The organism is Salinibacterium sp. G-O1 (genome assembly GCF_030063305.1).
In the GTDB taxonomy this organism is placed as follows: Bacteria; Actinomycetota; Actinomycetes; order Actinomycetales; family Microbacteriaceae; genus Rhodoglobus.
Genome location: NZ_JASISV010000001.1, coordinates 168,107 through 181,062, shown reverse-complemented (window position 1 = coordinate 181,062; position 12,956 = coordinate 168,107). Strand labels below are relative to the sequence as shown.

The 12,956-nt window shown below is 66.7% G+C and carries 10 protein-coding genes; 4 read left to right on the top strand and 6 right to left on the bottom strand.

Features of this window, described 5'->3' with window-relative positions:
• The first annotated feature begins 188 nt into the window (after positions 1-188).
• Positions 189-1,073, top strand: a complete 885-nt coding sequence (locus QMG83_RS00920) for a glycosyltransferase family 2 protein (protein WP_283503490.1) — start codon at positions 189-191, stop codon at positions 1,071-1,073.
• Here QMG83_RS00920 and QMG83_RS00915 read toward each other — a convergent pair.
• The 5 genes from QMG83_RS00915 to QMG83_RS00895 all read right to left on the bottom strand — a co-directional run bounded on the left by QMG83_RS00915 (position 1,030) and on the right by QMG83_RS00895 (position 8,863).
• Positions 1,030-2,382 carry a hypothetical protein gene (locus QMG83_RS00915; protein WP_283503489.1) on the bottom strand — a complete coding sequence of 451 codons (1,353 nt, stop codon included), beginning with the start codon at positions 2,380-2,382 and terminating at the stop codon, positions 1,030-1,032. The two genes, QMG83_RS00920 and QMG83_RS00915, sit on opposite strands and share 44 nt — an antisense overlap.
• Entirely contained in the window at positions 2,379-3,557 is a 1,179-nt protein-coding gene (locus QMG83_RS00910) for a glycosyltransferase (protein WP_283503488.1), read from the bottom strand. Before QMG83_RS00910 ends, QMG83_RS00915 begins: the two co-directional genes overlap by 4 nt.
• Complete coding sequence (locus QMG83_RS00905; protein ID WP_283503487.1) at positions 3,554-5,638, bottom strand: glycosyltransferase; 2,085 nt, start codon at positions 5,636-5,638, stop codon at positions 3,554-3,556. The genes QMG83_RS00910 and QMG83_RS00905 overlap by 4 nt, the downstream gene beginning before the upstream one ends.
• 1 nt (position 5,639) lies before the next feature.
• The gene (locus QMG83_RS00900) at positions 5,640-7,139 is read right to left on the bottom strand and encodes a sugar transferase (protein WP_283503486.1); all 1,500 of its coding nucleotides are present in this window, start codon (positions 7,137-7,139) and stop codon (positions 5,640-5,642) included.
• Between the two features lie 425 nt (positions 7,140-7,564).
• The gene (locus tag QMG83_RS00895; RefSeq protein WP_283503485.1) at positions 7,565-8,863 is read right to left on the bottom strand and encodes an adenylosuccinate synthase; all 1,299 of its coding nucleotides are present in this window, start codon (positions 8,861-8,863) and stop codon (positions 7,565-7,567) included.
• Between the two features lie 143 nt (positions 8,864-9,006).
• Here QMG83_RS00895 and QMG83_RS00890 point away from each other — a divergent pair, with 143 nt between their 5' ends.
• From QMG83_RS00890 to QMG83_RS00880, 3 genes are read left to right on the top strand one after another with little or no spacing between them, the layout of a single operon-like run.
• A complete protein-coding gene (locus QMG83_RS00890) occupies positions 9,007-9,633 on the top strand; it encodes a TetR/AcrR family transcriptional regulator (protein WP_283503484.1) in 627 nt (208 codons plus the stop codon).
• A complete protein-coding gene (locus QMG83_RS00885) occupies positions 9,633-10,280 on the top strand; it encodes a hypothetical protein (RefSeq protein ID WP_283503483.1) in 648 nt (215 codons plus the stop codon). The genes QMG83_RS00890 and QMG83_RS00885 overlap by 1 nt, the downstream gene beginning before the upstream one ends.
• Entirely contained in the window at positions 10,280-12,175 is a 1,896-nt protein-coding gene (locus QMG83_RS00880) for a YhgE/Pip family protein (protein WP_283503482.1), read from the top strand. The genes QMG83_RS00885 and QMG83_RS00880 overlap by 1 nt, the downstream gene beginning before the upstream one ends.
• Positions 12,176-12,255: 80 nt before the next feature.
• Here the strand turns inward: QMG83_RS00880 and QMG83_RS00875 are convergent, their stop codons facing one another.
• A complete protein-coding gene (locus tag QMG83_RS00875; protein ID WP_283503481.1) occupies positions 12,256-12,891 on the bottom strand; it encodes a TrmH family RNA methyltransferase in 636 nt (211 codons plus the stop codon).
• Positions 12,892-12,956: the final 65 nt, after the last annotated feature.

Here is a 12,956-nt window from a genome sequence, read left to right as displayed (position 1 = left end):
ATCGGGTGTGAGTGGGTAGCTCACCTTCAGGCTAGGGGATCGCACCGCAGCCGTGCCATGAGCGCGCCACGAACGGAGGGTGCATCCGGGGCACACACCGTCGGGTTAATCGGAGGGTTAAGCATTCGGCCGCCTCCCCGGTATGGAATGCTGGAGCCGCCCATCACCCCTGCAACGAGGAGCTGCCCGTGCCCCGCCTGAGCGTTCTCATGCCTGCGCGCAACTCCAGCGCCACCATCCGCTCGGCGGTGGTGTCCACACTTCGCGCCATGCCACCAGACTCAGAGTTGCTCGTGCTCGACGATGCCAGCACCGACGACACTGCAGCGATTGCGGCATCCACTGGTGACCCCAGAGTCACAGTGATCCCGGGCGGGAAGCAACGCGGAGTCGCGCTCGCTGGCCAGCACCTTCTCGCGCGCGCCAGCGGTGAATTCGTGGCGCGCATGGACTCCGACGATGTGAGCCTGCCCGGCAGATTCCGGGCCCAGCTGGCGGCTATCGACCAGGGAGCCGATGTCGTGTTCTCCACCTATCAGATGATCGGGGGCGGCCTTCGGAAGCCTGTTCCGCCCATCACTTTCGGGCCGGATGCCGCTGCTGCAGCTCTGCTCGTCGACTGCCCGTACCCTCATTCCACGATGCTCGCTCGCACGGATGCGCTCCGGGACGCGGGTGGCTATCAGCCATCCGCGATCGCAGAGGACTACGACCTCTGGCTGCGCGCTGCGGCGAACGGCGCCGTGCTGAGGCGCCTCGCACGGCCGACCGTGCTGATCAGGGTCAGCGCCACGCAGGTCAGCGGGGCTGCCGGCTGGCGCGAAAGTCTTGCCACAGACCCGACGCTCCGACGCTCATACCAGGCGCTGCTGCAGCGGTTGTGGGGCACAGACTCAATGCCGTGGTTCCCTGAGCTCGCGTTTACGCGCAGCGGACCCCTGACCGCGCATGGGCGCGAACTGCTCGACCCGTTCATCCACCGCTTCACGGCGTCGCTTGGCGCGTTAGCGCCAGTCGAGCGCTGGTCGCTCAGTCGGCGAGCGCGACAGGAATTGGGTAAGCGCGCCGCCTGAGATTTTCGACCTCGACCTGAGGTGGCCGCCAGGGGAACAGGCAGGCAGCGAGCGAAATCCAGATCACCGGCATCGACAGATCAGGAACCGCCACGATCGCGGCGATCAGCACACCGGCGAGGCCCCACGCGGCGGGTGACGCCACGGCGATTCGCAACGCCCTGGTGAGGGCAACGACGACGAGTGCGGCGAGCAACCCAAGACCCAGGATTCCGAGGCAACTCAGCACCAGGAAGAAGAAACTGGATGGACGGTTGCCGCCGAGGCCGATTCCGAGTCCTGCGCTCTCGATCGTGATCTGCAGTGACCGTAAGTTCGAGGCGGTCCTGGCGACGAAACTTTTGGAGTCCGCCTTGTCTTCGGCGGAACCAGCGGCGAGAGAGACCAGCAAGGGAAGCTGCGTCAGCACGAGTCCGATCGCGGCAACGCTGCCGGCGACCAGCAACGGCCGCACACGCTGCCGGGGAGCCGCCGCCAACCTCACGAATGCGAACACCGCCGCAAGCATTCCGAGCACCCCCAGGCCGAGAAGCGCCGTACCGGATTCGTTCATGGCGAAATCGATCGCCACGAGGGCGAGAGCGATCACCGCCGGGATACGACCACCAGCGCTGGGGGCGAACAGCCGCGCCACAAAATACCCGGCAGCCGCCACCAGATACAGCCCGAGCACAGACGGCTCATAAAACGTGCCGGAGAGCCGCTCTGGCGTGGCGTAGTTGAAGGTGGGCATGTTCTGCAGTAACGCGCGGGGCCAAAACGGCTCAGCGACGATCCGCACCGCGGCGAGCACTATCGACACCCACAGCGCGGTGCCGAGGATGCGACGATCGACCTGGAACATCCGGCCAGACAGCAGCAGGAACAGCACGGCAAACGTCAGATAGCCGAGCTGGGCGAGGTTGCCGAGAGACGGCTGCAACATGGCCATATTCGTCACCTGAGCGTCGACGCCCAGCTCTGGCGCGAAAACCCGCATCCCCCGAAATATTCGCGGACCGGCGATGGTGATGACGGCGGCCCACGCGACCAGCGCAAGAGCCAGACGGTCAGGGACCGTGAGCCCGCGCGAGTCGATAGCCGGCACGCGATCCGGCGCGGCGATCGCAAACAGGAGATACGGGATGCTCAGGACAGCGATCATGACGACGGCAAGGTAGAACAGCGGGAACCCGTTGCCGAGCACGATCAGTCCGGCGGTCTGCGGGAACGCCACTGCCACGCCGACCACGAACTGCATCCACTCGCGCTTCAGAAACCAGACGGCACAGACCGCTGCGATCGTAACGATGCCGAGGATGGTGATCACTGCAGTCCGCGGCCTTTCGACCCGACCCCCGAGGCGCCGGGGACGATCTGGTTGTAGAGCCGAACGATTCGGTTGCCGTGCAGGTCGAAGTCGAGGCTGCCGGCGAGTGTACGACTGCCGGATGCCAGCTCGGCTCGACGCGAGCTGCTGAGCATGGTCACCATCGCGCCGCGCAGATCGACCGCGTTCGGTTCAGCCAGCAACCCGTTGCCGCGATGCTCCAGCACGGGCGGGGCCGCGATGGTCGTGCTGATGAGGGGCAGTCCTGCCAAGACCGCCTCGGCGGCAACGAGCGGGAAGTTCTCCGGCCATAGCGACGGCACCACAAGAGCAGACGCGGAACTGAGCGCGGCGCTGCGCTGGGCGGCGTCAACCCAGCCCAAATAGCGAACCCTGCCAGCCGCCGCCGCGCGCAGCACCTCCGGTTCGAGATCGCCCGCTCCGGCAATCCAGAGTTCCGCGCCAGAGATGCCTTCTCCCCACGCCTCAAGCAGGAGTTCGACCCCCTTCGTGGTGACCAGCTTGCCGAGGTACAGAAACACGACAGGGCCGGTCTTCGGCTCAGCGACTGTGGCCTTCATGCGCCAGCCGTGCGGGATCACCTCGGTGCGCTCCGGCATCCTGAGCCCCCACGCGGCGTGCTTGTCTCGCAACCTCCCCGTGGGAAAAATCAGCGTTGCCGTGCGCGCGGTGCGGCCGATCAACGCTGCACGCAGGCGCTGCACGAGTGGGGCATCCACCTGGTTGCCATGCCGCAGCAGCATCGTCGTCGTGTCGACGAGACCGTAGTCGTGCACGGTCATCGCGACGCCGGGGTGGCGAAGAATCGCGGTACCAAAACCGTGGAGCCGGTGAACGTGCACCACGTCGGCGTCGCGCACAGCGCGGTGCAGGGTCGGCGATAGCCGCACGGTTCCGAGGAGGTCGAGCAGGTGGAACAGCACAGCGGCGGGCCGTGGCCCCTTGCGGTCTGGCGGGTAGGGCCTGCGGCTGCGCACGACAGTCACGGGGAGCCCTTCGGCCGCTAGCGACTCCTGCACCTCCGGGGAAATCCATCCGGTCATGATCGTCACGTCGTGACCCTGGTCACGCAGCCAGCGCGAGATTTCGATGCAGTATTGCTCGGCTCCACCCAGTGGTGCGAGCAATGAACTGGTGAACTGGATGATCTTCACGCGGTCACCGGCTCTTTCGCTTGAAGACCGAGGGCGCGGTCAAGAATGGATGCCGCGGTGGAGTCCCAGGAGAACCGCGCGGCGTTGCGGTACCCGCGGGCGACGAGGCGCTGCCGTTGCGCTGCGTCGAGGCCGCGCACCAGGTCAACGGCCTGCTGCGGAATCGTGGGGTCGAAGTACAGCGCGCCCTCACCCGCAACCTCGGGCACCGACGAGCGATCTGAGGCGATGACGGGGCAGCCGAGCGCCTGCGCCTCCACGATGGGCAGGCCGAAGCCTTCATACAGAGAGGGAAATACGAGCGCCTCCGCGCGGGAGATGACGAGGGCCAGTTCGGCGTCGTTCAGCCGCCCTGCGAGCCAGATTCCCGGCTCATCCAACCCGGATTGCTGTGCGTACACGCGGCTCGCGCCACCAGCACCGACAACGATCACGCTGAGCCCGGCGCGGGCGAGCGCCGTCGTCACCGGGGCGAGGTTCTTGTTCGGGGTGAGGTTGCCCACGCACACGACGTAGTCGCCGGTGATGCGAGCCTCAAGCTCGGGATTGTCGACGCCGGCCACAAGCGGGAGGTGACTCGCACCGTTCGGGGTGACGGTGAAGCGATCTGCGGGAACGCCGAGCACCTCGCTGAGCTCCGCGCGGCTGAATTCCGACACGGTGCTGAGATGACGCGAACGTCGCGAGGCCACGCGGTTCATCAGCGAATACCAGAGCACAAACGCCCGCGAGAAGGTGGCGGGGAAGCGGGCGGGCGTGGCGTCGTGCATCACCACGAGTTGCTCACGCCCGACCAGCGGCGCGGCACCCGCGAGGTTCAGCAGCATCGCGCCCCTGGCCATCCACGGCAGCGCGAGTTGTTCGAAGAGCATGCCCCGCAGCCGGGAGCGTGTTGTGCGATCGACCGGCAGCCAGTCGGGAAGCTCTGCGCCGCGAGGAACCAGAACGCGAGAGTCAGGCTCCAGGTCGAGCACGCGCTGGGCTACCTCGCCCGCGAACCGCTGCATCCCGCTCTGGCGGGCGCCCAGCCATTTGCCGTTGATCAGAATCTGCGGTCGTGTCACATACGCGCGCCGAAGGGCGGCAGCCTGCTGTTCCACGGTGTTGCCCGCGAGTAGCGTGCGCCAGGCGTCAAGGTTCCGCCCGGTGGCATCGGCGCCTCCCGCCAGAAGCTCTGCCGCGGCATCCGCCATCTGTGCCGGGGTACGGATGCCCGGGGTCGCGATCGCGCCGGCGAGGGTGGGGACCTCGCGTGCGATGACCGGGATGCCGAGGTCGATCGCCTCAAGAATCGCGAGCGGAAATCCCTCCCAGCGAGCGGTATGCAGGTACAGGCGAGCACCGGCAAGTTCGCGAAACGCGTCAGCAGCGACGAGCCAGCCCGTGGTGGCGATGCCAGCGGCCTCGAGTCTTGCGGTCGCGGCCGCATCGTCACCGGCGCCGATCCATCGTGGCTCGATCGTGTGCCCGCTGTGGCGCAGCAGGTCGACTGCGTCACGGAAGAAGTCGGGATCTTTCTGCGCCCCGACGCGACCCACGGTGACGATCCGCCGCGAATCCTGTCCCGCGCGGGGGGCAGTTGCGGGAATGCGCGACACGTTCGGTACGAAAACGACACGGCGGGATGACGCGCTGCTGGCCTCGGCGCGGGAACAGGCCGCGACCACCGAGGTATTGGCCGCGAGCGCGCGCTCGGCGACGCGCACAGCCGAGCGAACCGCCCACGGGAGATCGGTGCGTTCGAACGCAAAACAGTGCGGGCTGTACACCACCCGACGACGACGGGTGCTCCTCAGCGCGAGCCTGACCGCCATGCCCGCATGGGAAGAGTGCGCGTGCACGACATCCGGAAACAACTGCGCAGCGCGGGAGCGAACGGCCGCCATCGACGGCAACAGCCCGGACGGCAGGTCGTGGATGCTCGCAAACACGGCTTCACCATCGTCGGCGAACTCGCTGCGGGAGACGCCGCGCAGCAGGTGGTGCTCGAACTCCGGGGTCAGAGTCGCGAACTCGAGCACTGCGGCGCGCACACCGCTGCCCCAGCTTTCCACCACGTGCAGCACTCTGGTTGTCGACAAATCAGACAGCCCCGTTGTGGCCGATGACCGCCCGCAAGGTGCGCAGCAGAATGACGATGTCGCTGGTGACCGACCAGTTCTCGACGTAGTAAAGATCGAGGCGGATGCTGTCCTCCCACGAGAGGTTCGACCGGCCGCTGACCTGCCACAGGCCGCTCATCCCCGGCTTCACCGCGAGGCGGCGGCTCGACTTCGAGTCGTACATGCGCACCTCGCCATCAACCTGGGGCCGCGGGCCGACGAGGCTCATGTCGCCGAACAACACGTTGAAGAGTTGCGGCAGTTCGTCGAGCGAATAGCGGCGCAGGATCGCACCGATCGGTGTGACCCTTGGGTCGTTTGCGAGCTTGAACAGCGGCACGTCTGCCGTGCCCTGCTCCCGCAGGAGTGCGGTAAGTCTGGAGTCTGCTCCTGTGACCATGCTGCGGAACTTCAGGATCATGAACGGTGCGCCGCTCAGACCGATGCGCTCCTGGCGGTAGAAGATCGGGCCCGGTGACGACAACGCCACGAGGATGATGGTCAGCAGCAAGACCGGCGCGAGCATCACGATCAACAGGAATGACCCGACGATGTCGAACGCCCGCTTAAGGAACCGCTTGGGTCCGTCGTAGGAGGGCGTCTCGACGTGAATCAGTGGCAGCCCGGCAACGGGACGGGTGTGGATGCGCGACCCCGCGACCCCGACGAGCTGGGGTGCGACCACCAGCTGCTGCCCGGGGTCCAACTCCCAACTGAGCTCGTTGATGGTGGCTGACGAGAGGTCATCCGAGCCGACGACAACGACGGTATCTGCCGAGACATCCTGCAGTCCCTCGAACAGCGAACCGCGATTCGCTGCCCTGACCCTCACGCCGGGAATGGGATCGGGGTCAGAAACGTCCGTGATGAATGCCGCGATGACGCGGTATCCGGCATCCGGGCGCTGGGCGAGGGCCGCCATGAGTTCGCGAACGTTATCCATCGTGCCGATGATCAGCACGCGGAACGTGAAGTCACCGCGGCGACGACGCACATGCAACCAGCGGCGCAACGACCAGCGCGAGACGATCAGCAGCAGCAGTCCGAGCGGGAAAGCGGTGATGAGGTAACCGCGGGCAAAGTCGGTCTGCGTCATTGCTGCGAACACGCCGATCGCGCCGAACAGCAGCAGCGTGCCGTTGATAACTCTCCGGTACTCGGTCAGGTCAGTGCCGAGGATCTGCGGATCCCGCGAGCCGGAGGCGGCGAGCACGGTCATCCACGCGACGACCAGGAGCATTGACACCGTGAAGTAGTTGACGCCGATCGATGAGGGCGCGCTGACCATCACCTCGCGGAATCCGAACCAGGTCAGGTGCGTGGCCGTCGTGGCCATGATGACCGTCACGAGATCGCTTGCCGTCACGATGGTTGAGAACGTCCTGACCCAGCGTGCGGGCTGCACACGGGTGCGCTGCATGGGCCTGCGGGCGGAGTTGGCAGCCTGCCAGGGATATTCGCGGTGGGCGAATTGCGTCATGGGTAAGTCCAATCACCCTTCGGCTCGATGGGGGAATCGAGCCGAAGGGGATTACGGGTTTTGGGGGAACCAACCGTCAGCGTCGTACGGGGGTAAACGCTGCCGTCGGGTTGTTGGCTTTATCAGATTAGAGTCCCCACAAAGGAGGACACCGGTTTACCCGGTCGAAACGCAGGGTCATGCAGGGGTTAAGAAGAGGGTTAAGGCGTCGGATCAGACCGAGGTGGTCGCGAATCGCCCCTGATTCCTGCGCGGGATGGCGCCGAAAGGACGCAAAACGTCGCTAGAGCTCCAGCGCCACCCTCGGTCGCAGGCTCCCTCGGCGCTGGCGTCGCAAGATCGCTGGCGCGATCTTTATAGCTCCAGCGCCACCCTCGGTCGCAGGCTCCCTCGGCGCTGGCGTCGCAAGATCGCTGGCGCGATCTTTATAGCTCCAGCGCGCCTAACAAATCATGGCGGGTGATGATCGCCTCGCGGTCGGGCCCGACGCCGATGGCCGAGATGCGCGAACCGCTGATCGCCTCGACGGCGAGCACGTAATCCTGCGCGTTCTTCGGCAGCTCGTCAAAAGTGCGGGCGCCGGTGATGTCTTCGTCCCATCCGGGGAATTCTTCGTAGATGGGCACCGCGTGGTGGAAGTCGGACTGCGAGACCGGAACCTCGTCCACCCGCACGCCGTCGACGCTGTATGCAACACACACGGGGATGGTCTTCAACCCGGTGAGCACATCGAGCTTGGTGAGAACGAAGTCGGTGACGCCGTTGATGCGTGCCGAGTAGCGCGCGATCGGTGCGTCGTACCAGCCGGTGCGGCGCGGACGCCCCGTGGTGGTGCCGAACTCGAAGCCGCGCGCGCGTAGCCACTCACCCGATTCGTCGTTGAGTTCGGTGGGGAATGGCCCTGCGCCGACGCGGGTTGTGTACGCCTTGACGATTCCGATGACGCGCTCGAGGCGGTTGGGCGCCACGCCGGAACCCGTCGCCGCCCCTCCGCTGGTGGAGTTGGACGAGGTGACGAACGGATATGTGCCGTGATCCACATCCAGCATCGTCGCCTGGCCACCCTCGAAGACGACGGTCTTGCCGGCGTCGAGAGCCTCGTTCAGCAGCAGGCCGGTGTCTGCCACCATCGGGCGCAGGCGTTCGACATAGCTCAGCAGGTCTTCGACGACCTCATCGACCGCAATCGCGCGGCGGTTGTAGATCTTGACGAGCAGGTGGTTCTTGGCGTGGAGGGCACCCTCCACCTTCTGGCGCAGGATGTTCTCGTCGAACAGATCCTGAATTCTGATGCCAACGCGGTTGATCTTGTCCGCGTACGCGGGGCCGATGCCGCGGCCGGTGGTACCGATCTGGCGCTTGCCGAGGAATCGCTCAGTCACCTTGTCGAGGGTGCGGTGGTACTGGGTGATGACGTGCGCGTTGGCGCTCACCTTGAGCTTCGACACGTCGACACCTCGCGACGAGAGCGCGTTCAACTCGTCAAACAGCACCTCGATGTCGACGACGACGCCGTTACCGATGACGGGAACCACCCCGTCGGTCAGGATGCCGGACGGAAGCAGATGCAGGGCGTACTTCTGGTTGCCCACAACGACGGTGTGGCCGGCGTTATTTCCGCCGTTGAACTTCACAACATAGTCGGTGCGTTCGGCCAGCAGGTCGGTTGCTTTGCCTTTTCCCTCGTCGCCCCACTGGGCTCCGATGATGACGATTGCTGGCACGCTGAAGCCTCTCGTAGAAAACGGGATTACACCCCATTCTACCTGCCGTGCGGTGTCATGACCCCGTCTTACGAAGTTGAGCGTTTCCCGACAGTCAGCAAACTATCTTGCACAGTGCTGTGCAAGATAGTAGCGTGAAGAGCATGACCACAACGAGAGCTCCCCGCAGGGATGCCGCGGAAAACCGTGACGCGCTCCTCGCCGCCGCGCGCGTCGAACTCAACCTCGACGCCGACGCTTCGCTTGAGGCGATCGCGACACGCGCCGGACTGTCCCGTCGCTCCGTTTACGGCCACTTCGCAACCCGGGACGAGCTCTTACGCGAGCTGTTGACCAGCGGCGCCACACGCGTATCCCATGCCATGGCCGGCGTCGATCATCCTGACCCCACCATCCGACTCGCCCTCATCGCGTCCCGGCTCTGGTTCGAGGTTGACGACATCCGAGTCATGGCCGTATTCGCCGTGCGGGGTCCGCTCAAAACGCACACCGCCGCCGCACTGCAACCACTGCGCGACCGGGTGCTCGCTGCGGTCGTCGACGGCGTGGCGCTCGGCGAACTGCGTACCGACATCCCCGCAGGCCGGCTTGCCCGTCTGGTCGAAGACAGTGCACTCTCTGCGCTGGCGGCATCCTCTCGCGACAATATTGCTGCTCCCGAGGCGCACCGGCTCGCGATGTTGCTCGTGCTTTCCACAGTGGGGCTGAGTGCCACCGAGGCCGCCGCGGTGATCGACGGCACCCCTGAGCTGGCCTGGCCGGCGCGCTGATGCGTCTCGCCATGGATGCCGCGGCGATCGGCCGCGGGCTGGGCGCCGAGGTGCCACCGATGACCCTGTGGGCGGGCCCGGGTGCCCCCAGCGTTGTGCAGGTCGAGACCGCCGAGCGGCCGATGCTCGTCTCGATGATGCTCGCGGGTCGCATCGGTGCAGACACCGGCGCCATCCGCGTGGATGACCGCACCGATCCTGTCGCGCTCAGACAGCACACGGCTCTCGTCGACACCCCCGTCGTCGCCGAGCCGGTCGCCGGAGTGAGCCTCGCGGGCGTGGTCGCGGAGGAGCTGGTCTTCGCCGATCGTCCGGCAGGCCGCCGGGCCGTGCGCGCCTTCCTCGAGCAGCACGAGTTGCTGCGGTTTGCACGGGTGCCGATGCGCGCGCTTCCACCGAATGACCGGGTGCGGCTGCTGTGCGAGCTGGCCCTGCTGAGACCGGGCGTGCGGGCGATCATCCTGACCTCGCCGGAGCGTCACGGCGGCGAGCCCGACGGCTGGTACGAGTCACTCGAGGCGATCGCGTTTCGGGGAATCACCGTGGTCATCGTGACCGACGCCGTGACCGCAGAAAGACTCCTCGATCTGGGCGCGCGCGACGCGACCGCCGGACCCGACGCTGCACCATCCGAAGAAGTGGCCTGATGACAATTTTCACCCTCATTCGTTCCGAGTTCGCCCGCCTCACCGCGAGCCGCATGGGAGTGACCGCACTCATCGCGCTGATGGCCGTGCCCGTCATCTACGGCGGCATGTACCTCTGGGGTAACGCCGACCCGTACAGCCGGCTCGACCAGATTCCCGCGGCGATCGTCGTTGCCGATACCGGCGCGACCTCTGACGGCGAGCGCGTCAACTACGGCAACGAGGCGGCCGAGCAGCTTCTCGACGACCAGCGCTTCGGCTGGGTGCTCGTCTCTGCCGACGACGCCAACACCGGTGTAACTGACGGAACGTACGACTTCAGCCTCACGTTCCCCGCGAACTTCTCGAACTACCTGGTGTCAGCGGGCGGCAGCGACCCGCAGGCCGCGTCGCTCGTTCTGACCACCAACGACACCAACAGCTACCTCAGCACGACCCTTGCCAAACAGGCGGCAGCGGCGGTGCAGGTCGCACTGGTCGAGAGGGTGGGTGCCGGGGCATCCAGAACCTTGCTCGATGCCGTCGATTCATTGCGCACCGGGCTGGTCGACGCGAGCGACGGTGCATCGAGAATGGCGGATGCCATGGCCACCGCCGCGGCCGGCGCGACGTCGCTCTCCTCGGGTTCGGCGTCTCTCGCCGCCGGGGCCGCGTCGCTGAGCGACGGCCTCGCAACCCTCGACGCCAGCGCCGGAGCGCTGCCCTCGAGCGCGGCCGCCCTCGCCAGCGGGGCCTCCTCCGTGTCCGCCGGAATCGGCTCAGCGTCAGACGCCGCAACGGGGCTCGCCGCCGCCGCATCGCAGGCCGCGGCACTGTCCCCCGCGGTGCGCTCCCAGGTTGCCGCCGCCCTCGACGACGCTGGCGTCTCCGCCGCCGACCAGCAGCCGATCCTGGACCAGCTCGACGCGCTCAGTCGTGCGACGGGCGGCACCAGCGCGATTGCGTCGGCGATCGCGCCCAACATGACCGCTCTGGCCGCCGGGGCAATACAGGTCTCGACGGGAGCTCAACAGTTGAGCGCCCAGGCACCGGCGCTCGCCGAGGCGATCGACAGCGCAGCGGCTGGCGCATCCACCCTGTCTGACGGCGCTGCCAGCGCCTCGGCTGGCGCGACAACGTTGAGCGACGGCATCGCGCAGGTCACCGAGGGCTCGACGACCCTGCGTGACTCGCTCGCCGGGGGCGCTGCGGAGGTTCCCTCCACGTCGGCTGAGTCGCGAGCCGCCACCGCCGCCGCCATTTCAGACCCGGTCGCGGTCGACCAGACGGCTATCACCGAGGCGCAGAACTATGGTGCGGGGCTCGCGCCCTTCTTCATCAGCCTCGCGGCCTGGATCGGCATGTACGCCCTCTTCCTGCTGGTGCGCCCGCTCTCCCGGCGCGCCCTGACCGCGGTTCGACGGCCCATCCGCACCACCATCGCGGGCTGGCTGGCGCCCGCGATGCTCGGAACCGTGCAGATGGCCGCGCTGTTCGGGGTGGTGACCGTGATGCTCGGACTGCGGCCGGCGAATGCCGCCGGTCTCCTCGCCTTCATGATCCTCATCTCGGTGACCTTTGCGGCGATCGTGCATGCGTTGAACATCTGGCTGGGGAGCGTCGGGCAGTTCCTCGCGCTGATGCTAATGATCGTGCAGCTGGTCGTGGCCGGCGGCACATTCCCCTGGCAGACCCTTCCGGAACCGCTCGCGATGCTGCATCAGGTGCTGCCGATGAGTCACGCCGTCGAGGGTCTGCGGCAGCTGATGTACGGCGACCCGTCAAACCTCGGTGGCGCCATCCTGCCGCTTGTGGTGTGGATGATCGCCGCCCTCGCGATCAGCGTGCTCGGCGCGCTGAAGCAGGGCCGCGGCCGCACCCTGCGCGAGCTGCGCCCAACGCCGCTTGCGGGCTGACGACTCGTCTTCTCGTCGAGACCTCCACTTTTGCTGCGTCCCTCCCCCTGCAAGCAGCAGAAGTGGAGGTCTCGGCGGCCTCAGCCGCGCGGAAAGACGTGCTGCAGCACCCAGGCGTGCATGGTTACCGCTGCGGCGGCCGACGCGTTCATGCTCCTGGTCGAGCCGAACTGGCTGATCTCCAGCACCGCATCCGCCGCGTCGATCGCCTCGGGGCTGAGCCCGGGGCCTTCCTGTCCAAACAGCAGCACGCAGCGTTTGGGCAGGTCGAAGGTCTCGATGATGACGCTGCCGGGCACGTTGTCGATGGCCAGGATCGGGACGCCAGCCTCGTTCGCCCACGCGACGAAGGCCGCGACATCCGGATGATGCATCACATGCTGGTAGCGGTCGGTCACCATCGCCCCGCGCTTGTTCCAGCGGCGTCGACCGATGATGTGCACCGTGTCGGCGGCGAAGGCATTGGCGCTGCGCACGATCGACCCGATGTTCATGTCGTGCTGCCAGTTCTCGATGGCCACGTGGAACTCGTGCCGGTGCTCGTCGAGGTCGGCCACGATCGCGGCCATCGTCCAGTAGCGATAGCGATCGATCACGTTGCGCGAGTCACCACGCTCCAGCAGTTCGGGGTCGTAGTGCTCCTCGGTCGGAAGCTCGCCCTGCCACGGCCCGACGCCGTTGGTGCTGAGCTCGACGCTCGGGTTGGGTTCGGTCACGCACTCGAGGCTACCGGCGCTCGCGCACTCCGCCGCGCCCCGCGACCCACCAACCAAATGAAGGA

Coding starts and splice junctions, on each gene's coding strand:
- QMG83_RS00900 (WP_283503486.1), bottom strand. CDS start 7,139: ATGACGCAATTCGCCCACCGCGAATATCCCTGGCAGGCTGCCAACTCC.
- QMG83_RS00890 (WP_283503484.1), top strand. CDS start 9,007: ATGACCACAACGAGAGCTCCCCGCAGGGATGCCGCGGAAAACCGTGAC.
- QMG83_RS00885 (WP_283503483.1), top strand. CDS start 9,633: ATGCGTCTCGCCATGGATGCCGCGGCGATCGGCCGCGGGCTGGGCGCC.
- QMG83_RS00880 (WP_283503482.1), top strand. CDS start 10,280: ATGACAATTTTCACCCTCATTCGTTCCGAGTTCGCCCGCCTCACCGCG.